The organism is Bradyrhizobium sp. CCBAU 11357, assembly GCF_028128865.1.
GTDB lineage: Bacteria > Pseudomonadota > Alphaproteobacteria > Rhizobiales > Xanthobacteraceae > Bradyrhizobium.
Window position 1 is genome coordinate 1 of record NZ_LBJW01000097.1, and the last position, 22967, is coordinate 22967.

26 protein-coding genes are annotated in these 22967 nt (G+C 65.6%); 13 read left to right on the top strand and 13 right to left on the bottom strand.

The features are described from left to right. Positions 1 to 347 precede the first annotated feature (347 nt). The 3 genes from mhpA to XI05_RS15370 are packed head-to-tail and all read left to right on the top strand — an operon-like array spanning position 348 to position 4000. Positions 348 to 1871 carry a bifunctional 3-(3-hydroxy-phenyl)propionate/3-hydroxycinnamic acid hydroxylase MhpA gene (gene mhpA, locus XI05_RS15360; RefSeq protein ID WP_271502973.1) on the top strand — a complete coding sequence of 508 codons (1524 nt, stop codon included), beginning with the start codon at positions 348 to 350 and terminating at the stop codon, positions 1869 to 1871. Positions 1872 to 1894: 23 nt separating this feature from the next. Further along, on the top strand, positions 1895 to 2746 hold the full coding sequence (locus tag XI05_RS15365) for a fumarylacetoacetate hydrolase family protein (protein ID WP_271502976.1): 852 nt from the start codon (positions 1895 to 1897) through the stop codon (positions 2744 to 2746). Positions 2747 to 2788: 42 nt separating this feature from the next. Then, positions 2789 to 4000, top strand: coding sequence for an ABC transporter substrate-binding protein (locus XI05_RS15370; RefSeq protein ID WP_271502979.1), 1212 nt, complete (start codon positions 2789 to 2791; stop codon positions 3998 to 4000). A 35-nt stretch (positions 4001 to 4035) separates the two neighbouring features. Here the strand turns inward: XI05_RS15370 and XI05_RS15375 are convergent, their stop codons facing one another. Next, positions 4036 to 4878 (bottom strand): hypothetical protein, encoded by an 843-nt coding sequence (locus tag XI05_RS15375; protein WP_271502982.1) that lies wholly within the window; start codon positions 4876 to 4878, stop codon positions 4036 to 4038. Between the two features lie 215 nt (positions 4879 to 5093). On the opposite strand from XI05_RS15375, the gene XI05_RS15380 reads away from it, so the two are divergent. Together XI05_RS15380 and XI05_RS15385 are read left to right on the top strand one after the other, a co-directional pair. Then, positions 5094 to 5978, top strand: coding sequence for an IclR family transcriptional regulator (locus tag XI05_RS15380; RefSeq protein ID WP_271502987.1), 885 nt, complete (start codon positions 5094 to 5096; stop codon positions 5976 to 5978). A gap of 36 nt (positions 5979 to 6014) precedes the next feature. Beyond that, a complete protein-coding gene (locus tag XI05_RS15385; RefSeq protein WP_271502989.1) occupies positions 6015 to 6989 on the top strand; it encodes a Bug family tripartite tricarboxylate transporter substrate binding protein in 975 nt (324 codons plus the stop codon). A gap of 57 nt (positions 6990 to 7046) precedes the next feature. Here the strand turns inward: XI05_RS15385 and XI05_RS15390 are convergent, their stop codons facing one another. The 3 genes from XI05_RS15390 to XI05_RS15400 all read right to left on the bottom strand — a co-directional run bounded on the left by XI05_RS15390 (position 7047) and on the right by XI05_RS15400 (position 8402). Next, positions 7047 to 7313 carry a hypothetical protein gene (locus XI05_RS15390; RefSeq protein ID WP_271502994.1) on the bottom strand — a complete coding sequence of 89 codons (267 nt, stop codon included), beginning with the start codon at positions 7311 to 7313 and terminating at the stop codon, positions 7047 to 7049. Positions 7314 to 7521: 208 nt separating this feature from the next. Further along, complete coding sequence (locus XI05_RS15395; protein WP_172783272.1) at positions 7522 to 8013, bottom strand: SRPBCC family protein; 492 nt, start codon at positions 8011 to 8013, stop codon at positions 7522 to 7524. A gap of 2 nt (positions 8014 to 8015) precedes the next feature. After that, complete coding sequence (locus XI05_RS15400; RefSeq protein ID WP_271502999.1) at positions 8016 to 8402, bottom strand: ArsR/SmtB family transcription factor; 387 nt, start codon at positions 8400 to 8402, stop codon at positions 8016 to 8018. A 275-nt stretch (positions 8403 to 8677) separates the two neighbouring features. Here XI05_RS15400 and XI05_RS15405 point away from each other — a divergent pair, with 275 nt between their 5' ends. Further along, on the top strand, positions 8678 to 9733 hold the full coding sequence (locus XI05_RS15405; protein ID WP_271503002.1) for a serine hydrolase: 1056 nt from the start codon (positions 8678 to 8680) through the stop codon (positions 9731 to 9733). 10 nt (positions 9734 to 9743) lie between these two features. Here the strand turns inward: XI05_RS15405 and XI05_RS15410 are convergent, their stop codons facing one another. Further along, complete coding sequence (locus tag XI05_RS15410; RefSeq protein ID WP_271503004.1) at positions 9744 to 10448, bottom strand: SDR family oxidoreductase; 705 nt, start codon at positions 10446 to 10448, stop codon at positions 9744 to 9746. A 114-nt stretch (positions 10449 to 10562) separates the two neighbouring features. On the opposite strand from XI05_RS15410, the gene XI05_RS15415 reads away from it, so the two are divergent. Continuing rightward, positions 10563 to 11405: a GNAT family N-acetyltransferase gene (locus tag XI05_RS15415; protein ID WP_271503006.1), complete on the top strand. Its 843-nt coding sequence runs from the start codon at positions 10563 to 10565 to the stop codon at positions 11403 to 11405. A 1-nt stretch (position 11406) separates the two neighbouring features. Here XI05_RS15415 and XI05_RS15420 read toward each other — a convergent pair whose 3' ends face one another. The 7 genes from XI05_RS15420 to XI05_RS15450 all read right to left on the bottom strand — a co-directional run bounded on the left by XI05_RS15420 (position 11407) and on the right by XI05_RS15450 (position 14962). Continuing rightward, the gene (locus tag XI05_RS15420) at positions 11407 to 11862 is read right to left on the bottom strand and encodes a hypothetical protein (RefSeq protein ID WP_271503009.1); all 456 of its coding nucleotides are present in this window, start codon (positions 11860 to 11862) and stop codon (positions 11407 to 11409) included. A 175-nt stretch (positions 11863 to 12037) separates the two neighbouring features. Continuing rightward, positions 12038 to 12319, bottom strand: coding sequence for a hypothetical protein (locus XI05_RS15425; protein ID WP_271503012.1), 282 nt, complete (start codon positions 12317 to 12319; stop codon positions 12038 to 12040). Positions 12320 to 12331: 12 nt separating this feature from the next. Next, positions 12332 to 12793, bottom strand: a complete 462-nt coding sequence (locus XI05_RS15430) for a curlin (RefSeq protein ID WP_271503015.1) — start codon at positions 12791 to 12793, stop codon at positions 12332 to 12334. 45 nt (positions 12794 to 12838) lie between these two features. Continuing rightward, the gene (locus XI05_RS15435) at positions 12839 to 13249 is read right to left on the bottom strand and encodes a curlin (protein ID WP_271503017.1); all 411 of its coding nucleotides are present in this window, start codon (positions 13247 to 13249) and stop codon (positions 12839 to 12841) included. A gap of 26 nt (positions 13250 to 13275) precedes the next feature. Beyond that, positions 13276 to 13668 (bottom strand): curlin, encoded by a 393-nt coding sequence (locus XI05_RS15440; protein WP_260379686.1) that lies wholly within the window; start codon positions 13666 to 13668, stop codon positions 13276 to 13278. Positions 13669 to 13784: 116 nt separating this feature from the next. Then, positions 13785 to 14186, bottom strand: coding sequence for a curlin subunit CsgB (locus XI05_RS15445; protein WP_172783262.1), 402 nt, complete (start codon positions 14184 to 14186; stop codon positions 13785 to 13787). 134 nt (positions 14187 to 14320) lie between these two features. After that, positions 14321 to 14962 (bottom strand): response regulator transcription factor, encoded by a 642-nt coding sequence (locus tag XI05_RS15450; RefSeq protein WP_271503021.1) that lies wholly within the window; start codon positions 14960 to 14962, stop codon positions 14321 to 14323. A 590-nt stretch (positions 14963 to 15552) separates the two neighbouring features. Between XI05_RS15450 and XI05_RS15455 the strand changes: the two genes are divergently transcribed. From XI05_RS15455 to XI05_RS15480, 6 genes are all read left to right on the top strand, one after another. Beyond that, positions 15553 to 16977: an efflux RND transporter periplasmic adaptor subunit gene (locus XI05_RS15455; RefSeq protein WP_271503024.1), complete on the top strand. Its 1425-nt coding sequence runs from the start codon at positions 15553 to 15555 to the stop codon at positions 16975 to 16977. Then, positions 16974 to 17696, top strand: coding sequence for an ABC transporter ATP-binding protein (locus XI05_RS15460; protein WP_271503026.1), 723 nt, complete (start codon positions 16974 to 16976; stop codon positions 17694 to 17696). Before XI05_RS15455 ends, XI05_RS15460 begins: the two co-directional genes overlap by 4 nt. Next, on the top strand, positions 17693 to 18916 hold the full coding sequence (locus XI05_RS15465) for an ABC transporter permease (protein WP_271503029.1): 1224 nt from the start codon (positions 17693 to 17695) through the stop codon (positions 18914 to 18916). Before XI05_RS15460 ends, XI05_RS15465 begins: the two co-directional genes overlap by 4 nt. Before the next feature lie 39 nt (positions 18917 to 18955). Further along, positions 18956 to 19273, top strand: a complete 318-nt coding sequence (locus XI05_RS15470; protein WP_271503031.1) for a response regulator transcription factor — start codon at positions 18956 to 18958, stop codon at positions 19271 to 19273. A gap of 109 nt (positions 19274 to 19382) precedes the next feature. After that, positions 19383 to 19685, top strand: a complete 303-nt coding sequence (locus tag XI05_RS15475) for a hypothetical protein (protein WP_271503034.1) — start codon at positions 19383 to 19385, stop codon at positions 19683 to 19685. A gap of 625 nt (positions 19686 to 20310) precedes the next feature. After that, positions 20311 to 22164, top strand: a complete 1854-nt coding sequence (locus tag XI05_RS15480; RefSeq protein ID WP_271503037.1) for an alkaline phosphatase family protein — start codon at positions 20311 to 20313, stop codon at positions 22162 to 22164. Between the two features lie 40 nt (positions 22165 to 22204). Here the strand turns inward: XI05_RS15480 and XI05_RS15485 are convergent, their stop codons facing one another. Beyond that, the gene (locus XI05_RS15485; protein WP_271503040.1) at positions 22205 to 22777 is read right to left on the bottom strand and encodes a hypothetical protein; all 573 of its coding nucleotides are present in this window, start codon (positions 22775 to 22777) and stop codon (positions 22205 to 22207) included. Positions 22778 to 22967: the final 190 nt, after the last annotated feature.

Consider the following 22967-nt stretch of genomic DNA (forward strand, 5'->3'; position numbering starts at 1 on the left):
GTTCCAGGCCATGAAGCGCGGCGCAAAACTTATGATCCCCCCAGGTGATCTGTGAATCCAGTAGCCCGCTTACGGGAGAGGGTTGGGGAGAGGGTGCTTCCGCAATGGGACAATCCCCAAGAGGAGAAAGCCCTCACCCGGCGCCATAGCCGATGCGAAGCATCGGCGTCTTATAGAACGGCGGCCAGAGGCCGCCTATGCCGACCTCTCCCGCAAGCGGGAGAGGTTACACCGAGCCCGTGGCTATCGATTCAACCTAAAGCCATTCCGCTCTAGGTCCGTCCGCAGAGCGGACACTTGGCGAACCGCCGTTGATGCTGCGGCCTTGCCTGGGGAAAAGATACCCCATGCAAGATAAATCTACCCCAGAAGAGTTTGACGTCATCATCGTCGGCCGCGGGCCGGTGGGCGCCACGCTCGCCAACCTGCTCGGCCTGTGCGGCGTGCGGACGCTGGTGCTGGAGCGCGAAGCGCGGACCTATCATCTGCCGCGCGCGGTGCATTTCGACGATGAATGCATGCGCGTGTTCCAGACCATCGGGCTTGCCGAGGCGATCCTGCCGCATGTCATTCTCAGTCCTGGCATGCTGTTTCTCGATGCAGCCGGCCGCATGCTGCTGGACTGGTCCCGTCCGCAGACGCTGACGCCGATGGGCTGGCATCTCAGCTACCGCTTCCATCAGCCGGATCTGGAGGACGTGTTGATCGGCGGCCTCGCCCGCTGGCCACACGTCACCTTGCGCAACCGCTGCGATGTGTTCGCGCTCGATCAGGACGAGCACGGCGTGCGCATCCGCTACGAAGACCTCTCCAACGGGAAGCTCGGCGAGGTCCGCGCCGGCTACGTGATCGGCTGCGACGGCGCCCGCTCCCTGGTGCGCCGCTTCATCGGATCGGGGATGGACGACCTCGGCTTCCACGAGCGCTGGCTGGTGATCGACGTTCTGCTCAAGCGCGCTCGTGACGACCTCGGCGACTACAGCCTCCAGCATTGCGATCCCAGTCGGCCCGCAACTTACGTGCGCGGCACCGGCACGCGGCGGCGCTGGGAGATCACGGTTCTCCCGGACGAGGACTCGCAGGAGGTCGCGCAACCCGCGAAGGTCTGGGAGCTGCTATCGCGCTGGATCACGCCCGACGATGCCGAGATCGAGCGCGCCGCGGTCTACACGTTCCATTCGGTCATCGCGCAGCAATGGCGGAACGGACGATTGCTGCTCGCGGGCGATTCCGCGCACCAGACCCCGCCCTTTCTCGGCCAGGGCATGTGCGCCGGCATCCGCGATGCCGCGAACCTCGCCTGGAAGCTGGCGAGCGTGATCCGCGACGGCGCCGCGCCCGATCTGCTCGACACCTATCAGAGCGAACGCCTGCCGCATGTGCGCGAGTTCATCGCGCTCGCCATTCGCCTCGGCGGCGTCATCAACACCAAGGCGATCGAGGCCGGCCTTGCCGCCGGCGAGGCGCGCGAGAACGCGCCGGTCAAGCTGGAAGTGAAGAAGCCCCTGCTCGGCCCCGGACTAGGGTTCGGCGACCTGCCGCTCGCCGGACATCTCGCACCGCAATTCATGCTGAGCGACGGACGCCGCAGCGACGTCCGGACCGGGTATCATCATGTGCTGCTCATCGAGACGGCGGCCGCACTGCCATCGCGCCTCGCGCTGTTGCAGACCGGGATCGATATCCTCGCCGGCGACGACGCCGAAGGTGTCGGAGACTGGCTGCGCGAGCACGGCATCATCGCCGCACTGGTTCGTCCCGACCGGTACATCCGCGGCACCGCCTGCAACGAGGCCGAGCTCGACCGCCTCATCGCCGCCATCGCGCCTTCAATCCAAATTCCTTCAGCCCAAGCGCCCTCCGCGGCCTGACCGAACCATCTCGAGGACATTTCATGAAGCTGCTCTCATTCATTCTGGACGGACGCCCCTCCTTCGGCGCCGTCAAGGACAACGGCGTCATCGATCTCGGCGCCCGGATGGCGGGCTGCACCACGCTGCGGCAGCTGCTCGAAGCCGGTCGCCTCGCCGAGGCGGCAAGGCTGGCCGCCCCCGCGGCCCCCGATCATGCGCTCGACAAGGTCAGCTTCGCGCCAGTGATCCCCGATCCCGGCAAGATCATCTGCGTCGGCCTCAACTATCGCGATCACGTGGCCGAGACCGGCCGCACCGTCACCGAAAGGCCGGCGCTGTTTGCGCGCTTCGCCTGTAGCCAGGTCGGCCATCTCCAGCGCATCGTGAAACCAGCGGTGAGCGATGACTTCGACTATGAAGGCGAGCTCGCGCTCGTCATCGGCAAGGCGGGCCGTCACATCCCCCCTGGCCGCGCGCTCGACTACGTCGCCGGCTATTCCTGCTACAACGAAGGCAGCATTCGCGACTGGCAGCGCCACACCAGTCAATTCCTCGCCGGCAAGACCTTTGCCGAAAGCGGCAGTTTCGGTCCGTGGCTGGTGACGACGGACGAGATTCCGGATCCGTCAAAGCTCACCTTGCAGACCCGGCTGAACGGCATTGTCGTGCAGAACACCACGACGGATCTCCTGATCACCGCCATCCCCGAGCTGATCGCCTACATCTCCACCATCTGCCCGCTTCTGCCCGGCGACGTCATTGTCACGGGCACGCCGGGCGGTGTCGGCGCCAAGCGCACGCCGCCGCTGTGGATGCGGCCCGGCGACAACGTCGAGGTCGAGATCTCCGGTATCGGCACCTTGCGCAACACGGTGATCGCCGAACCGGCCTGACCGCCAAGACCAATCCATCAACGATAAACTTGAGGAAACGCCATGGGCACGACCCGCACCTGCTCCGCCGCCACGCTCCTGATCACACTTGCGCTCGCGGGCTCCGCCGCGCGGGCCGAGATCAAGGGCGACGCCGTCCGCATCGGCGTCCTCACCGACATGAACGGCGTGTTCGCGACCGCCATGGGTCCGGGCTCGGTCGAAGCGGCGCGGATGGCCGCCGAGGAGTTCGGCGGCAAGATCAACGGCAAGCCGATCGAGATCCTGCAGGCCGATCACCAGAACAAGCCGGATCTCGCCGCGTCGTTGGCGCGAAAATGGTTCAGCGACGGGGTCCAGGCGATCGCCGATGGCGGTAGCTCCGGCGCGGCGCTGGCGGTACAGGAGCTGGTGCGCGGCAACGGCAAGATATTCCTCATCTCCGGCGCCGGCGCGAACCAGCTGACCGATGAAGCATGCGCCCCAACCAGCGTGCAATGGACCCAGGACGCCTATTCCACGGCGACCGCCGTGGTCTCCGGCATCATGCAGACCAGCAAGGAGCCCTGGTTCTTCATCACCGGCGACTACACCTTCGGTCATTCGATCGAGGTGACCGCGCGCGAGCGCATCGCCGCACTCGGCGGCAAGGTCGCCGGCAGCGTCAAGGCGCAGCTCGGCACGCCCGATTACAGCTCATTCCTGCTTCAGGCGCAGTCGTCAGGCGCCAGGATCCTGGCCATCAACGTCGCCGGCGACAACGCGACCGCGATCAAGCAGGCCGAGGAGTTCGGGCTCGCCAGCCAGGGCATGAAGATCGTGCCGATGTCGTTCCAGAACGTCGACATCGAGGCGGTTGGGCTCAAGGCGACGCGCGGTGATTTCATCGTCACCTCCTTCTTCGAGGATGTCTCGCCGGCAGCCCGGAAATTCTCCGATGCGTTCCATGCTCGCCGCAAGGCGATGCCCTCGCAGATCCAGGCCGGTGTCTATTCCGCCGTGCGCCACTATCTGCAAGCCGTGAAGGACACCGATTCCGACGAGGGGGCCGTCGTGATGGCCAAAATGAAGGCGACGCCGGTCTCGGACGCCTACACCACCAACGGCCGCATCCGCGAGGACCAACGCATGGTGCACGATCTCTATCTGGTGCAGGTCAAGACTCCGGAGGAATCCAAAGGCCCGTGGGACTTCGTCAAGCTGGTCGCGACGATCCCGCCCGACCAGGCCTTCCGCCCGCTCGATCGCAGCAAATGCAGCCTGGTCGGCAAGTAAGGCGCTTGGAAAACGCCTCAACAAGAATTTGACCGTCAGGCGAGATAGCGCGCCAGATAGCCTTCCATCGCGTAGAGCGCGCAGAGCGCGAGGCTCGACCACACCGCCGCGCTGAAATACAGGAACATCCAGGTCAGCTCGCCCTTCCAATGCGCGATGTCGTGGGTCACCACCCAGCGCGTCGCAACGTCGTGCAGACCTTCGAGCAGGCCCAAGAACCTGCCGCCCTCGGCGTGCCCTGCCCGCCAGCGGCTGAGATACATCGGCACGTCGACGGTGACGAGGAAGGCGAGGAAGCAGGCGATGCCAATGATGCCAGCGATCAGCGCCCAGCGCACCACGCCCTGGAATTCCGGCATCAGGCGGCACAGCGCGATGCCGGCGAGGAAGAAGGTCACCGCCCACAGCGAATTCTCGATCGCGTTGTAGAGATAATTGGTGGTGACCACCGCGTACCAGGAGAAGCACTCGGCGATGATGATCACCGGGACAATCACCCATGCGATGTTCACCGCCGTCTCGGCGCCCGTCATGGTGCCTAGCTGATGCAGGATGATCGCCCATTGCGCGGCGAAGCAGACCTCGGCCACGGTCGCAACCGAGCGTCCGACGAAGACGCTGGAGAGCCAGGTATCGAACAGGCAGATGCGCTGCACGTCGGCGCGCGGCAGCACCGAACGGAAGGCGCAGCCGAACACATAGCCGGCGCAAAGCAGGAACATCAGCCCGATGTCCGAGCCGCCGCCGACGCTGCCTGAGACCGTCGGGTAGAACTCACGGTACAGCATGAACCAGACGAGGATGTTGGCGCTGCTCACAACCGTGAGGGATCCCCACCACCATGCGAGGGGATTTGACCGCGCCTGCCACTGCAACATGAACCGCTCCGCAAAATTTATCGATCTGACATGTCGTCGTAATAATCCTGTCACAGAACGGCATGCAATCACGACAAAAATCTGTGTGTGCCCTGTCGTTCCAGCGGTGCCGCAACCGGAAAACGGGCGGCTCGGAGCGTCCACATATCGGACAATTTTGCCGTAGATAGCGAATTTATTGGACATTCGAAATCTGTCCGTCTGATATTCCGGGGATGGCTCCGACCGGCTCCTCCAAACCGCAGCATCCGCTCTCCTCCGCCGCAGCCGTGCTGGCGGAGAGCGCCGACGACGCCGCTTTCGCCACCACGCTGGCCAAGGGGCTGGTCGTGCTCGAGGCGTTCAAGGCCGGGAGCACGCTGCTGGGCAACATGGAGCTGTCGACGCTGACGGGCATTCCGCGCCCGACCGTGGCGAGGCTGACCCATACGCTGGCCCAGCTTGGCTATCTCCGCTACGACGCCGAGCGGTCGAAGTACCGCGTCGGTGCACGGGCGCTGCGCATGGCGCATCCTCTGCTCGCCGGGATGCAATTCCGCCAACTGGCGCGGCCGATGATGCAGGAGCTGGCGCACAGCGTCCGCGGCACGGTCTCCATCGGCCTGCTCGATGCGACCTCGATGATCTATGTCGAGACCGCGCGCTCCGGGGATGTCGGCCCGCACGTGCCCGATATCGGCATGCCCATTCCCGTCGTGATGACCGCCATGGGCCGCGCTGCGGCGGCGGCCCTGCCGCCGGCCGATGCAGACCGGCTGGAACGGAATCTCGCGGCCGAAGATGCCGGCCTGTGGTCGGCCGTCCGCGACAAATACCGCGCCGGGATCGCGCAATGCAAAAGTCGCGGCTTCTGCACCTGCTGGGGCGAGTACATGGCCTCGATCCATGCCGTCGCCGCGCCGCTGTTTCACGTGAGCGAATCGAAGCAGTCGTTCTCGATCAATTGCGGCATCCCTGCCTTCCGGCTCCAGCCCGGGCAGCTCGAGGGCGAAATCGGTCCGCGCATCGCGGCGCTCGCCGACAGCGTCCGGGCCGTGGTCGGAGCGTCGATGCCCACGGCCGAGACGCGCAAGCAAAACAAGAAGAGCGCCAGGACATGAACAAAAGAGCTGGCGCCCCATCTCCAGGATGCCATCATGACCATCACACGCCGAGCATTGCTGGGCGCCGTCGCCGCCGGCGTCTCGGCCTCGTCATTTTCCGCCCACGCTGAGGATGTCTGGCCGTCGCGGATGGTGCGGCTGATCTCGCCTTACGGTCCGGGCGGCTCCAACGACATCTCGCTGCGCTTGCTGGCCGAGGAGTTCAGCCGCAGCCTGCGCCAGCAATTCATCGTCGAGAACAAGCCCGGCGCCGGCACGCGCATCGCCAACGACATGGTCGCCCATGCACCGGGCGACGGCTATACGATCCTCTACGTCGCGGCGCCCTACGCCACCGCCGAGGCGCTGTTCGGCAAGCTGACCTGTGAGCGCGGGGATCTGCAGCCGGTCGCGATGGCCGTGATCGCACCGCTGTTCCTCATCATCAGTGCCGATGCGCCGTTCAAGACGCTTCCCGACTTGATCGCCTACGGCAAGTCGAAGCCGGACGGACTGACCTTCGCCTCCCCCGGCGCCGGCTCGCAGCCGCATCTTGCCGGAGAGCTCCTGTTTCGCGATGCCGGCGTCAAGGGTCTCAACATCCCGTTCCGGGGCGATGCCGCCTCCTACACCGAGCTGCTCGCCGGACGCGTCGATGCCACGCTGACCGCGCTGCCGACCGCCCTGCCCTACATCCAGAGCGGCAGGTTCACGGTGCTCGGCGTCGCCTCGGCCGAGCGCAGCGCGCTCTACCCGCAGGCGCCCACGTTGCGCGAGCAGGGCTTTCCCAACGTCGTCGCCGCCGGCTGGTACGGCTTCATGGTGCCGTCCACGACGCCGCGCGCCGTCGTCGACAAGCTCCAGGCCGAGGTTCTACGCGCGCTCGCCGAGCCTGCGATCAAGGACAAGCTGACGGCCCAGGGCCTCGAGGTGCGTGCCGGCACCGCGGCCGAGTTCGGCCAGTTCATCGACGCCGAGACGCAGAAGTGGACCAGGTTGATCCGCGCCGCCGGACTCAAGGGCGAGTAGGAGCTGGCGCTGCTTCTCGCACTGGACTGAGGTGGCGAGAGCCCGTTTGGCCGGCGCCTAGCGCCCTTCGGCGTAACGGCCACCGCCGCGGATGAGACCGTCGCGTTCCTCGGCGTGGCGCTGGTATTCGGAGATCGCGCGGTTGGCCATGCGGATTCGATTCGCGTGTCCCTTCTCGACCATCACGGTGATACGCTGCGCCAGGAACACGCAGGCCTCGAATTCGTCGCGAATGGCGCCCGTCCGCACCAGAAAGTCCCACGCGATCTCGTAGGCCTGCTCCGCCGCGGGATTGCGATAGTCGCTGAAGATGATGTGCGTCATCACTGCCAAACCCTGATGGCAGCGATCGTTCCTATGGCTCGCGCATGCGAGGGAACCGGCAGCGCCGCGCGTGAATGCGGCCCCGGCGAATTGCCCGCCGGAGCCGTATCGCATGTTCAACCGCTGAAGGCTGAATCCAGAGCGCGTTTAGCTGCCCATCCGTCGTTCGGGATGAGCGATACATCGATGCCCGAACAATCACCTCGTATTACCGCTTCATTCCCGCCACATACGCCGCCAGCTTGTCGAGCGTCTGGTAGCCGTATTCGACGGCGCCGAAGCCGATCATGCCGTCGCGCTGCTCGGCGCTCGAGGCCAGCTGCCGCATCATCAGCACGGTCTTGCCGTTGCTCTGCTCGGCAAAGGTGACGGTGAAGCGGAACATGCCGGGATCGTCGTCCTGGTCGAGGCCATGATCCATCTCCATCAGCGACGGCCGCTCGATGCGGCGGAAGCGCATCCGGTTCGGATAGACCGTGCCGTCGGGCCCGATCATGTTGAAGCGCCAGACGCCGCCGACACGCACGTCGATCTCGAAGGTCTCGACCTTGAATCCCTTCGGGCCGAACCATTGCGGCAGATGCTTCGGGTCGGACCAGGCCTCGAACACCAGATCGCGCGGCGCGTCGATCACGCGCGACATCACGATCTCGCGGTCGAGCGACCATTGCGACAGAGCAGGGTTGGCAGAACTCGTCATGATCAGGAACCTTTCCGTTTGGTTGTTTTGGACGGCCGCTTGGCGCCCGCCCTTTCCTTCTCTTTCTTGAGCTTCATCACATAGGCCTCGAAGCGGTCGAGCCGCGCCTCCCAGACCGCGCGCTGCTGCTGGAACCAGTCCTCCGCGCCGACGAGCGCATCCGCGCTGAGACGGCAGGTGCGCACGCGCCCGGACTTCTCGGACTGAACGAGCCCGCTCGTCTCCAGCACATGGATGTGCTTCATGAAGCTCGGCAGCGCCATGTCGAAGGGACCGGCGAGCTCGCCGACCGACGCCTCGCCCGCGCACAGCCGCATCACGATGGCCCGCCGCGTCGGGTCGGCAAGCGCTGCGAAGATCTGGTCGAGATGGGGCGATTGGTAAGCCATGAAGCTAACTATACACACGGAATCGCGGACGTCAACAATTGTTAGCCTGATGGCTCAGTTTCGGCGATCGATGGGAACCCACAACGCGCAATTGTGAATTGGGACCTCGCCCCCTCCTCGCTAAACCATATCCGGGGGCGCATCAGCATGATCGATCAGAGCACGTGCCGCCTTTTGTCATCTCATCCCCGATCACCCGGCGAAGCTTCGCCCGCGCCGCATTCATTCCGGTTGCAATGGCGCTTTGCCCGCGCCGCGCCTCCGCGGATTCGGACATGATCGCGCAGATGCGCGACATCGTCGCCGGCGCGCTGGCGCCGACCGCGATGCCGGACCATGCGGGCGGCCTCGCCGCCGCGCTCTATGCCGGCCGCCATGTCGAGTTCTTCAGCTACGGGTTCGCCGACGATGCCGCCAGGCGGCTGGTGACGCCCGACACGCTGTTCAACCTCGCCTCCTTGCGAAAGCCGTTCGAGGCCACGCTCGTGGCGCTCGGCATGCTGCGCGGCGAGCTGCGGCTCGACGATCATTTGCCGAAATATCTGCCCGAGCTGACCGGCAGCTATATCCGCAACGTCACTGTTGGCGAGTTGGCGACGCAGACGTCGGGGCTGCTGCTCCCGACCGATCATCCGCCCTGGCCGAACGAAGAGTTTACGCGCGAGCAGTTCATCGCGATGCTGAACGCCTTCGAGCCGGCGCCCGGCGTCGCACCCGGCCGGCAACGCGTCTACACCCATGCCGGCTACGTGCTGCTTCAGCTCGTGCTGGAGCGCCGCTACGGCATGCCGATCCAAGCGCTGATCGAGCACCGCATTCTCCGCCCCCTCGTCATGCACTCAACATTCGTCCCCGAGCGCGGCCCGGACAATCGCGCGGTCTTGGACGGGGCGGCGATACAGCGCGTGGTCCAGGGCTATTCCGACCAGGGCACGGCAATCGGCCCGATCGGCAACCAGCAGAGCTATTTCGATTTTCCCGGCACCGGGCAGATGTTCTCCTCGGCGCGCGACCTCGCGACGTTCGTCGCCGCCTGCGTCGACGGCCGCGCGATCGATCCGCATTTGCGCGAAGCCCTGCGGCTGACGCAGCGCGAGGCCTTCCATGTCGATGAAAAATTCGGCCAAGGCATGGCCTGGGAGACCGTGCGCCTCCCAGGCGTCACCATCGTCGACAAGCCCGGCGGGCTCAACAACGCCTCCGGCTATATCGGCCTGGTGCCGGCGCGGCGGATCGGCATCGTCCTGCTGGCCAATCGCGGCGAATATCCGCACGAGATCGCCCGCTACAAGATCCTGCCGGACCTGGCACGGCTCATGGCCTCACATTGAGACGGCCGACTCAGACCGAGCGCGTCAGCCCGCCATCGACGCGGATGTTCTGGCCGGTGATGTAGGCCGCGCCATCGGAGGCCAGGAACGAGATCGTCGCCGCGACCTCCTCGACCTTGCCGTAGCGCTTCATCGGCACGCTGTCGCGTCGCGCGTCCTGCTGCGGCAGGCTGTCGATCCAGCCCGGCAGCACGTTGTTCATGCGGACATTGTCGGCCGCGTAAGTGTCGGTGAAGATCTTGGTGAAGGCGGCGAGCCCTGCGCGGAACACCGCCGAGGTCGGGAACATCGCGCTGGGCTCGAACGCCCAGGCGGTCGAGATGTTGATGATGGCGCCGCCCTTCTGCGCCTGCATCAGCGGCGTGACCAGCCGGGTCGGACGGATCACGTTCAGGAGATAAGTGTCGAGGCCGGTGTGCCACTGCTCGTCGGTGATCTCGGTAATGGGGGCACGCGGCCCGTGCCCGGCGCTGTTGACGAGCACGTCGATCCGCCCCCACTTCGCCATCGCGGCCTCGACGAGGCGCTTGAGGTCGTCGTTCGACTGGTTCGAGCCGGTGACGCCGATCCCGCCGAGCTCGGCCGCCAGCGCCTCGCCCTTGCCCGAGGACGACAGGATCGCAACGCGAAACCCGTCCGCCGCCAGCCGCCGCGCAGCCCCCGCCCCCATGCCGCTGCCGCCGGCGGTAACGAGCGCAACCTTCTCCGCTGCCATGACCAATGATCCCTTCAGTTGAGGCGAGCCGCAGGCTCGGCCTATCATGAGGCCTTCTACAGCCAGACCTGTCGGCAGGTCCATGGCCGAAGGCACCATCATGAGCGGCTTGAAATGAGTGATCTGCAGATCCGCAATTTGCGCCCCGACGAAATCGCCCTCGCCGTCGACTGGGCCGCGGCGGAGGGCTGGAATCCGGGGCTGGCGGATGCCGCCTGCTTTGCGATCCCCGACGCCCAAGGCTTCTTCGTCGGCGAGATCGACGGCGAGCCGGTCGCGACCGTCTCCTGCGTCAATTACGATGACCGCTTCGCCTTCCTGGGCTTCTATATCGTGCGCGATCGCTTTCGCGGCGCCGGCCATGGCCTACGCATCTGGAATGCAGCGATCGCGCATGCGGGCGCGCGCGTGGTCGGCCTCGACGGCGTGGTGGCGCAGCAGGAGAATTACAAGAAGTCGGGATTCCAGCTCGCTTACGCCAACATCCGCTATGGCGGCACTGTTGCGGAATCGGTGAAGCCGCCGGCCGATGTCGTTGCGCTCGACAAAGTCCCGTTTGCGCTGGTGGAAGCCGATGACGCCACCGTCTTCCCCGCCGCGCGCGGCGCCTTCCTGCACGCCTGGATCAACACACGAGGTCACGTCGGCCGCGCGTTGCTGCGCGAGGGCAGGCTCGCTGCATGGGGCGTGATCCGCCCCTGCCGGACGGGCTACAAGATCGGCCCGCTCGTCGCCGACGACCGCGCAGCCGCGGATGACGTCGCGCAGGCCCTGCTCGAAAGCGCGGGCGCCAGCGAGGTCTTCCTCGACGTCCCCGCCGTCAATCCCGCCGCCATCGCGCTCGCCGAGGAGCTCGGCCTGAAGCCGGTGTTCGAGACGGCGCGGATGTATACGGGGCCGATCCCGCCGCTGCGGCTCGACCGCGTCTTCGGCGTGACCAGCTTCGAGCTGGGTTAACTCAATAGCAGCGCATGATGTTGACGGTGTGCTCGCTGCCGCCGCGGCCGGGCACCGTCACCTGCTCCGTCGGGCAGCTCGGCACATAGGGCCGATCGGACGGCACGACATTCGGCGGATAACGATGCGTCCAGTCCCAGGGCACATCATAGGTGTAGGTGTAGGTGTAGCGAACATCGGCGGAGAGCGACTGGTTCGTATCGGCGAAGGGCTGGCTGTAGCCGGCGCCGTCGTAGAGGTAGCCGCCGCCGCCCGGCCAGTAGACCCATGGAGCGCTGCGGCGGTGGAACCGGGCGCCCGGCCCAACGTGCGGACGGGCCGCAGCCGGCGGGGCAGCTGCTGCTGCGACGCCTGGCGCCGCGGCGCCAGCGGGCCTGGAAAAACTGTCAGCGGAGCTCAGCAGCAGCATAGCGGCGCTGAGCGAGGCGACCAACGCCCCATATGATCTGGCAATCATGATACGCACCACACTCGTTTGGCTTCGCGAAAGCAGCTCCCCGCAAGGAGGCTAGGCCGGGCCGTCGCCCACCCGCAAACGTATAATTAATTATTGGTTAAGGCACGCGATTAACCGGGAACCGGGTGCGGCAGAACGCCCGGAATTCCCGTCTGATTTCAGCGACTTCGTCCCGTCAACGGCCCTGCTGCTTGCGCAGCCAGTCGAGCATGTCCTGCGGGCTTCCGCTGCCCTGTGTCACGATCGCGGTATTGCCGCCGCTGCGGCGATAGACCGTCGTGCGCCCGGGCTCCTTCTCGATCTTGACCTCGGCCTCTGCCGGATCACCGCTCTGCGTGATGACCGAGGTGCCGTTCTCGTCCTGGACCACGGTGGTATGACCGTCGCCGGCCCCGGCCGGCGCCATTGCAACCACGCTCATGAATCCCAGTCCGGATGCGAGCAGAAGCAGCTTCATGTCACACCTCCATCATCGGCCGAACTGGAAGATCGCCAGCCAGTTGAAACGCCCGAACTGCCTCACCGCTCCCGTGTTCATGTCTCCGATCTGGAGCAGGAGCGCGTTGGTGGAATTGCCGATCTGGGTGATCTCGGCGGTGTTGCTCACCCCGGATTGACCGATCGCCGCATTGGTGGTGCCGCCGACCTGGATCACATTGGCATAGTTGCGCGTGCCGTTCTGGATGATGGTCGCGTCCACCGTGCCGGTGCCGCCGATCTGGATCACCCGCGCGATGTTGATGCGGCTGTTCTCCTCGATCGTGACAGGCTGAACATTGTCGCCGAACTGCACGACCGTTTCGATGCTGACGTTCCGGTTGGTCACGCTGCGCTGGACCGCCCCGGCGCACGCCTGCGTCGCCGCACCGATGGCGGCGAGCATTGCCGCCAGGGCCAAAGCCCGCCTCACCACCTGACTGCCGCCTCGCATCGCGCTTCCCCGTTCGTTGTCGACACTGACGAGATCGCTCGCGCGTCAGGGACCGGTCTGGACGATGGTCGAGGCGTTGACGGTGCCGAACTGCGCCACCGTGCCCGCATTCATCGTGCCGAGCTGGGATATCAGGCTGGTCGCCGACTGGCCGGCCTGGCCGACATAGGCGAAGTTGTTGACCCCGGTCTGCCCGATCGATGCGGAACTCGTTCCGCCGAACTGCAGGACGCCCGTGGCGTTGTTGCTGCCGTTCTGCGTCACGGTCGCGCTGGTCGTGCCTCCGATCATGAACACGCCCGCCATGTTGAGCTGGCTGTTCTGGTTCAGCACGACGGGCGGTCCGCCGACCGAGACGATGGTCTTGATGTCGGCCGTCTGTGCTGTCGCCGAAAGGGCGCTGGCGAGGTACAGAGCGAGCGTTGCGGCGCATGCGCCGCCCAGATGACGTTTCATGACATGCCTCACCACTTCGAATCTGCTCACGGCGCCTGCTGGAGAACAGTCGATCCGTTCAGGATCCCGAGCTGTCCGACTCCGGCGGTGTTGTTCGCGCCGATCTGGCCTATCAGGCTCGAATTGGCGCCGCCGACCTGGCCGGTCAGTGCGGTGTTGGTTGCGGTCGCAGTGGTGCCGCCCTGGCCGATCACCGCGGTGTTGACCGTGAGCAGCGAGCCCGTCTGCAAGGTGGTCGCGGTATTGGTGGCGCCGAACTGCAGCGTGGTGGCGCTGTTGCTGGTGCCGCCGCTCTGCGAAATGAACGAAGTGTTGGTCGTGCCGAATTGCAGCACGCTGGCCGAGTTGCCGGCCCGCGCATCGGCTGCCGTCAGTGCAGCGAATGCCGCAACCGTTGCAATGAAATAGGTGATCCGCATGTCATGTCCTCCGCGAGAATGAGCGAGCGTCGCAATTGATCGCCCTGCCCGGGTGCGGTGCCGGAATGGCCCGGACGCACCGACCTGGGTGCGCCCGGCCCAAACGAACCGTGGCTTCAGTGCGCCGTCTGCGAGACGGTGCTGCCGTTGATGCCGAACACACTGATCTGGCCGACGGCGGCGGCGTTGTTCTGAAGCGCGGCGGGCCCGAACGAGTTCTGGGTGATCGAGCTGCCGTTGTTGCCGAACGCCACCTGGCCGGTGGCCGCCGAGTTCTGCACGCCGACCTGGTTCACCGTGCTGCCGTTGTTGAGCGAGGCCGCGCTGGTGCCCTGCATCGTCGTCGCACTGTTGATGATGCCGAGCTGGCTGGTCGATGACGTGTCGTTGGTGAGGCCCTGCTGCGAAACGCTCGAAGTGTTCACGACGCCGACCTGCACCGTGGTGGAGGTGTTGGCGGCCTGAGCCGCGGAGGACAGAGCGAGCACGGCAACGGATGCAAAAAACAATTTACGCATGGAGTATCCCTTTCTGGCCAAGTTGTCTGACTGGTTTCGGATGCCTTCCCGGAAAAGAGGCCGACATCGTAGGGATGACTCTGAACCGATCGTGGCCTGCGCGACAGACTGCAGTTCATGCTAGTCGCTCCGGACTAGACGCTGCGTGTCGTCTCCGCTTCGCGCCCCATGCTGTCGACCAGCCGCACCACTTCGATCGGCGTACGCAGCTCCAGCTTTCGCATCATCCTGGTGCGATGGACCTTCGCCGTCACTTCGCTCACGCCAAGTCTTGCTGCGATCTGCTTGGCGACGAGCCCTTCGGCCATCAGCAGCATGATCTCGCGCTCTCTCGCCGTCAGCGTCTCGACGCGCTGGCGGGCTTCACGCACGCTGTCTTCGCGTTGCAGCCGCCTGCGGTCGCGCTCGATGCCGTGCCTGATGGCATCGAGGATCTCCTGTTCGCGAAAGGGCTTGGGCAGAAACTCCACCGCGCCGCGCTTCATCGCCTCGACCGAGACGCGGACGTCGGAGTAGCCGCTGATGAAGACGATCGGAATTGACACGCCCGTCTCGGCCAGCCGGCGCTGCAGCTCGAGCCCGGTCGGCGACGTGCCGGGAAACCGCACGTCGAGCACGAGGCATGACGGCCCGGGCGAAACGGTCTCGGCGAGAAACTCTTCGGTCGAGGCGAACAGCTTGACCTGATGCCCGGTCTCCTCGCAGAGACTTCCGATCGCGGCTCGAATCTGGGCTTCGTCGTCAACGACGTAAACTGTGGCTTGATCTGAACTCATGGCAACGGGCTCCCCGGCTTGGGGCTCGATGAAAAGGCAACGAGCTATCCATTCTTCTTGCAAGCGAGATCAAGGTGCTTGGATGATTCGCGCAGATCGAGCGAAGCGCGTCGGTCCGCCGGTTCGAAGTCATAGGGCCAACACGCGCCGGAGACGAGTGAAGGCGTTCACACATCGGGCTTCGTGATGGGAGGGCTTCGATCCTGCCGCCGGCGGCATCGCGGCGGGACGACGTGGAGAATGCGGCAATGCTGCGTCGTCGGATCGCCGGCTGCGTCATGGCATCGCCACCCACGTGCCGACTCGCACGCCTGCTGCTGGCCGCTCTGGCCGGATCAGACGGGACGTTCAGTCAGCTTATCGAGTTCGATACCGCGCGCCTCGTATCGATACGCTCGGTATGCATCCCGATCAAATCACGAAAAGTAGCACCCCACCTGCTTTACTACTGGATGACGAGGCACACCCGACCGTCAGCCCGGCGAGGACGACATACTGACGTTCGATACGACTTTCCATGTTTTACAACCATAGCGAGCGTGCCACTTTTTCCCGATTCCCCGAAGTCATTTCAATCGGCGAGTTTTGATATGCGATTTGTGCCAGCATTTGCCTTGCTCGGAGCTGCGTGCGGCCTCGCTGCGATCTACGCCGGGCCGGGTATGATCGCCGGCGCCGCCGGGAGCACGGCAGACACGGCGGCTCGCGCCTATGACCAGACCAGGCGGCTGCTGATCCCCTCCACCCGCGAGGTTCCGACCTACGGGTCGGACGCACCCATGTTCCGCTATGCCTCGATCCAGCGCGGCAGCGTCGAGCAGACCGTCACCGTCACCGGCGCCCTGCAGCCGGTCAAGACGATCGAGGTGGGCTCCCAACTGTCGGGGCAGCTCGCCCGTGTCTATGTCGACTTCAACGACACCGTCGCCAAGGATCAGCCACTCGCTCTGATCGATCCGCGCAGCTTTGCAGCCAAGGTCGACGAGGCCAGGGCGTCGCTGGCCGTCGCCAATGCCCTGGTCGACATCGCCAGGGCCAAGCTCGATCGCGCCAGGATCGATCTGCAGAACGCGAGGGGCAGCCGCGACGTGCTCGCGGCCAAGCTCGAGAGCGCGCAGGCGGTGAAGTCCTCGGCTCAGAAGACGCTGCAGCGGAAGCTGGCGCTGCAATCGCAGAACGTGGTGGCGACCACGGCGGTCGACGACGCGCAGACCGAGTTCACCGCGCGCCTCGCCCAGGAACGTGAAGCCGAGATCCTGATGTCCCTCAACTCCTTTTCGGTGGAGGGTGCGCAGGCCGACGTCCGCCGCATCGAGGCGGAGCTGCAGCAGGCTCGCATGGCGGTGCCGGAGAAGGCCGCCGTTCTCGCCGCGGCCCAGGCCGATCTCGACCGCACCGTGATCCGTTCGCCGATCGACGGCGTCGTGGTCGGCCGGTTCGTCAACGAGGGGCAGACGCTCGCGGTCGGACTGGAAGCACGCACCACCTTCATGGTGGCGCACCGCCTGGAGGACATGGAGATTCACGCGCAGGTCGATGAAGCCGACATCGGCCGCATCGCGCCCGGGCAGCACGCGCATTTCACCGTCGACGCCTACCCGGACCGCCGCTTCGAGGCGGTGGTGCGCCAGGTGCGCAAGGCGCCGCAGACCCAGCAGCACGTCGTCACCTACACCGTGGTGCTGGCGACCGCCAATCTCGACGGCGCGCTGCTGCCGGGAATGACTGCCCTGGTGAAGATCGTCATCGAACGCCAGGACGACGTGCTGAAAGTGCCGCTCGCAGCGCTGCGGTTCCAGCCGGCCGGCACACGGCCGGACGCCGCGGCACGCAGCGGCGTGTGGGTGCGCACCGCCGGCGGCGCGCTGCAGCGGGTGGCGGTGACGGTCGGCGCCGCCGGCACCGAGCAGGTCGCGCTCAGGAGCGGAGATCTCGTCGAGGGCAGTGAGGTCGCCGTCGGCCAGGCCATCCGTCCGGCCGGCATGGAAATTCTCGGCATCAGGTTCGGGTCATGACCGCCTCTCCCCTCATCAGCCTCCAGTCGGTCAGCAGGACCTATCGCACCGAGGGAGTCGCGGTGGCGGCGGTGCGCAATGTCAGCTTCGATATCGCGCAAGGCGAGATCGTCGCGGTGATGGGGCCGTCCGGCTCCGGCAAGTCGACGCTGATGAACATGATCGGGCTGCTCGACCTGCCGAGCGAGGGCGCGGTCTACCTCCAGGGCGCCAACATCGCCGATCTCTCGGACGATCGCCGGTCGGCTTTGCGCGCGCGCAGCATCGGCTTCGTGTTCCAATCCTACAATCTGCTCGCGCGCCACGATGCCATCGAGAACGTCGCACTGCCGCTGGTCTATTGCGGCATCGCGCGAAAGGAACGGCTGGCGCGCGCGGAAGCGAGCCTTCAGGCCGTCGGCATGCTGCACCGGGCCCATCACTTCCCGCGGCAGCTCTCCGGCGGCGAGCAGCAGCGCGTCGCGATCGCGCGCGCACTGATCGCCTCCCCGCTGATCGTGCTCGCCGACGAGCCGACCGGCGCGCTCGACAGCCGCACCGGTGCCGAGATCCTGGCACTGTTCGCAGCCCTCAACCGGACCGGCCAGACCATCGTCATGATCACGCATGATCCCGGCATCGCGACGCAATGCCGGCGCACGATCCACCTGCATGACGGCGAGCTCGTCAGCGACGAGACGGTGGCGGAGCTGCTGCCGAGACGGAGCGCTGCGTCATGACGATGCTCCAGGGCTTTCAGATCGCGTTGCACGCCCTGCGCCTCAATCCGCTGCGCAGCTTCCTCACCATGCTCGGCATCGTGATCGGCGTCGCCTCCATCGTCACCGTGTTCGCGATCGGGGCCGGCGCGCAGCTGCGTCTGCAGGAGCAGATCCGCTCGATCGGCGCCAACGTGCTGATGATCACCCCCGGCGCGGTCTACCAGGGCGGCGTGCGTCTCAAGGACGGCAGCAAGCTGACGATGACCGAGAGCGACGTGCAGGCCATTCTCGAGCAGATCCCGGAAATCCAGGCCGCGGCCGGCTCCATCGCCGGGACGGCGCAGGTCATCCACGAGGGCAAGAACTGGAACACGACGATCAACGGCACGACCACCGGCCACTTCATGGTGCGCGACTGGCAGCTCGCGGCCGGCCGCTATTTCTCCGCCACCGAGGAAGCCGGCGCCGGCAAGGTCGTGATCCTCGGAAGCACGGTCGCGCGCGAGCTGTTCGCACCCGGCGACGATCCCATCGGCGCGCAGATCAGGATCATGAAGGTGCCGCTCGAGGTGGTCGGCGTGCTCGACCGCAAGGGCCCGGCCCAGGACGACGTCGCCTTCGTGCCGCTCACCACCGCCAAGCTGCGCTTCCTCGGCAGCGCCAGCAACATCAACCGTGACTCGGTCGCCTACATCATCGCCAAGGTGGCCGCGGACGGTCAGATGGCGGGTGCGCGAGCGGAGATCGAGAACCTGCTGCGGCAACGCCACCGCATCCCCGCCGGCCAGGACGACGACTTCAAGGTCCAGGATCCCGCCGCCGCCATGGAGGCGCAGCAGGGCGCGATCCGCACCGTCGCGCTGCTGCTCGTCGCCATCGCCTCGGTCTCGCTGCTCGTCGGCGGCATCAGTATCATGAACGTCATGATCGTGTCGGTCACCGAGCGCACCCGGGAGATCGGCATCCGCCGGGCGCTCGGCGGGCGGATGCGCGACATCCGTCTGCAGTTTCTCTGCGAAGCGCTCGTCCTCTGCCTGCTCGGCGGTGCCATCGGCGTCGCCGGCGGCATCACGCTCTCGATGACGGTCGCCCGCATGGCCGGGTGGGTCACCTCGATCGACGGCCAGGCGATCGGCCTGTCTCTCGTCTTCTCGATCGCGACCGGCCTCGTCTTTGGTTTTTATCCAGCTCACAAGGCGTCCAAGCTGAGTCCGATCGAGGCGCTCAAGACGGAGTGAGAGCATGCCGGGATGTTCGCAAAGGCCAGGGAGGCAGCCATGAGCTCGGATCCGAAAGGTTTGATCGCACCGACACCGCGCGAACGGGAGCTGATGACGCTGATCGCGCGGGGGATGCAGAACAAGAACATCGCCTACGAGCTCAACATCTCGGAGAACACGGTGCGGGCGCACATCGGCAACATCATGCGCAAGTACCGGCTTCAGAACAGAACGCAGATCGCGATCGCCTTTGCCCTGCACACCGCGCCGTCGTCGCTCCGCCGCGATCTCGCCAAGACCGAGCTCTTTCCGGCCGCGACGAAGCCGGCGCAGGCCCTTGCACCCAATCCACGGGCGCAGACCGCGCCGGATTGAATGGTTGCGGCCACAATCCCTTGCGCTGCCCGACGGGCAAAACACCCAATTCATGGGTCAATGCACGCGGCCGAAAATATTCCACTTTACCGAAATTCGGAAATGACGTATGTGTCGCGCAACCCGGCCCAAGGAAGAGGGGCGTATCGCGATCGTCACGAACGCGGGCCGGGCGGCGGTGGACGCGGATGGCGTCGGCGCGAACGGCTTTGCAGGGCGGGCAACCGTGAGCGAGGTCGTCGCGCATACGACCGGTGCCATCAGCGTACGGCAAAATCGTGTGGTCCTGACGCCCGGGGTCTGTGCGTCAAGTCTTGTGGTGATGTGGTTGCCCGACCGGGCGATGCGCATCAGCCATCCGCAAGGCGACGGGGGCAATAGTGCATCGCTCCCCGGGGAGAGCGCGACATAAGCCGTAAAACCACTGCGCAGGGAAGGCCGGATGTTTGGCTTCACCTGTATGCCGCTGTGCAAATTCTTGTTGCCACCTTTCGCACAGTGGACCGTGGGTGCCCGGCCGGCACCCGGTCTTCCCTGCGCCCTTTTCACGGAGGGCGAAGCAACCAGGCAAAGCTCGGGCGGAATGCGCCGCGAGGACGCGAAGCTGTGTCTGCGAGCGAAATGCGAATTGAAGAACGTCGCCGCCCACCGCACACCCCGTCATTGCGAGCGCAGCGAAGCAATCCAGCAATGCATCCGCGGAAAGATTCTGGATTGCTTCGCTGCGCTCGCAATGACGATGCGGCGGCAGGTGTGCGCCAACCTCCGCTCTCGTGCCCCGGACGCTGCGCAGCACGAAGTGATGCGCAGCAGAGCCGGGGCCCATCTCGCAGCGCGTGCGTGACCTCCTGGGTCCCGGCTCTGCGCAGCAGCGTAAGAACGCTGCAGCGCGTCCGGGACACGAGCGTGACGCTATCACCTCTCCCCAACCCTCCTGCATCGGCCGGGGCCCTTGTAACAAAACTGCCATACAGCAAAACTAAACGATTACCGGGGCCGCCAGCGCGGCCGTTTGCCTCACTGCAGGAGAGACCTTGATGCGCCGTTCACTGGTGTTGCTGTCCGCCGGACTGGCCGTGCTGTCCACCGGACTTGCCTCCGCCCAGAACAACACGCCCCGCAACCTGATCCTGTTCATTCCGGATGGTCTGCGCGCGCTGAAGGTCACCCCGGGGACGACGCCCGCGATGGCCGAGGTTCGCGACAAGGGCGTCAACTTCAAGAACCCGCATTCGCTCTTTCCCACCTTCACCATGGCCAACGGCTCGGCGATGTCGACCGGCCATTATCTCGGTGACACCGGCGTGTTCTCCAACACGATCTGGACCAACTACACCTCAGTACCCGCCGGCGACACCGTGGTGCCCTTCATCGAGAACGACGCCGTGCTCGGCGACATCGACGAGCATTTCAGGGGCGACTACCTCAACGAAGAGACCGTTCTGAAGATGGCCCGCGACAAGGGGCTGAGCACCGCGGCGATCGGCAAGGTCGGCCCGACCTACCAGTTCGACCACACCGACAAGCCTGAGAAGCCCGGCCTGCACTCGATCGTGTTCGACGATTCCACCGGCGGCAAGAACGGCGTGGCGCTGTCGGACGAGGTGAAGGACGCTTTGACCAAGGCCGGCCTGCCCCTCGCCACGCCGCCGCGCGGCGACAATTCCAAGGCGGGCGACGCCAAGACGCCGGGCACCACTGTCGCCAACGTCGCGCAGCAGGCCTATTTTGCCGACGTCGCCACCAAGGTGGTGCTGCCGATGTTCAAGGCGCGCAACAAGCCCTTCGTGCTGGTGTTCTGGTCGCGCGACCCCGACGGCAGCCAGCACAACACCGGCGACAGCCTCAACCAGATCATGCCGGGCATCAACGGCCCGACCTCGATGGCCGGCATCAAGAACGCCGACGCCAACCTCGCCCAGCTCCGCAAGGCGCTCGACGAGCTCGGGCTCGCGGCCTCGACCAACATCATAGTCTCGGCCGACCACGGCTTCTCGACCATCTCCAAGGAGAGCAAGACCAGCCCGTCGGCCAAGGTCAGCTATGACGACACGCCCAAGGACTTCCTGCCAATGGGCTTCCTGGCGCTCGACCTTGCGAAAGCGCTCGACCTCCCCTTGTTCGATCCCAACGACAAGAACGTGAAGATCGAAGGCAACAAGCATCCCAAGGCCGGCAATGGCGTGCTCGGCAAGGATCCCACCAAGCCCGACCTCGTCGTCGCCACCAATGGCGGCTCTGACCTGATCTATCTGCCGAACAGGGACAAGAAGCTCGCCGCGAGGACCATCAAGGCGCTGCTCGAGCAGGACTACGTCTCCGGCCTGTTCGTCGAGGATTCGCTCGGCCGCTTCCCCGGGACGCTGCCGCTGTCGAGCATCAATCTGCGCGGCAAGTCGGCGACGCCGACGCCGTCGATCGTCGTCAACTTCCGCTCCTATGCCAGCGATTGCGGCGATGCGCCGACCAATTGCTCGGTGCAGGTCGCCGACACCGTGCTGCGCCAGGGCCAGGGCATGCATGGCAGCTTCAGCCGCGGCGACACCATGAACTTCATGGCCGCCATCGGTCCGGACTTCAAAGCCGGCTATGTCGACGAGATTCCGGTCAGCAATGCCGATGTCGGCATGACCGCCGCGCAGCTCATGGGCCTGCGCAGCTCGCACAATGGCGGCCTGATCGGCCGCGTGATGTCGGAGGCCATGCCCAATGGCATCGTGCCGAAGGCCTATAAGGCGGTTGAGAAGTCGAAGATGTCCGAGAACGGCCTTCAGACCGTGCTCAACGTCCAGCGCGTCGGCAGCCAGCGTTATTTCGATGCCGCCGGCTTCCCCGGCCGCACGCTGGGTCTCGAGCCGGACGCCGGCAAACAAAAAACGGCGGGGAAATAACCCCGCCGTTCCCTCGCGTCCTCACGTGAGGCGCAAAATCTTACATCCCAATGTCGAACACGTTCGGCAATTGGCCCGCCAGAGGCAGTGCGGTGGCGCCCAGGAAGGTCGCCACCATCGCCATCAGGCGACGGTTGTTCTGGCGCTTGCCGCGCATCTGGCCGGCAATCCACTCCAGCATCTCGCTGTTGACCTTGGAGGCATAGGACGGCGCCCAGCTCTCGATCTCGGTGTCGGCCGACAGCGCGACGCTGCGCGGCGGCACCTTCAGGCCCGAGGCGCTGGCGGCATAATGGGCGACCGCCTTGGCAAGCAGGTCGTCGAAGCGGCCGCCGTCGGTGCGTTCGGTCGCGGCCTCGTTGATCTCGAACAGAACTTCGGCCTCGGCGCGGCTGACCGGCTGGTCGTTGACGGCGGTCGCGGTGAGGATGCGCATGCACCAAGCGGTGTCATCGGCATCGAGCGAGCGGGAGAAATGCACCCTTCCCTTGGTAGTCGGGCCTTCGCCCGTGATCACGCCGTCACGCACGATGGAGAGGGCATGAGCTGCGGTATCGCTGCAGGACGGCACGAGGGACGACGACTCGGTAGACTTAGGCGCAGCGGCAGACATAGTTCACTTCCAGACTTCTTCTGATCGGCCAGCATTTCCATGCCGGCGTAAAGGGGTGGTTAACGATTCGATACGGGGATCGCGACTTTTCTAGATGGTTGCCAATTGGTCGCTATCAGGACCAATCTGGTTCTAGACCGCGCCGGGCGAGCGTGATGAAAGTCATAAAAGGCATTATCGGGGCAATCGA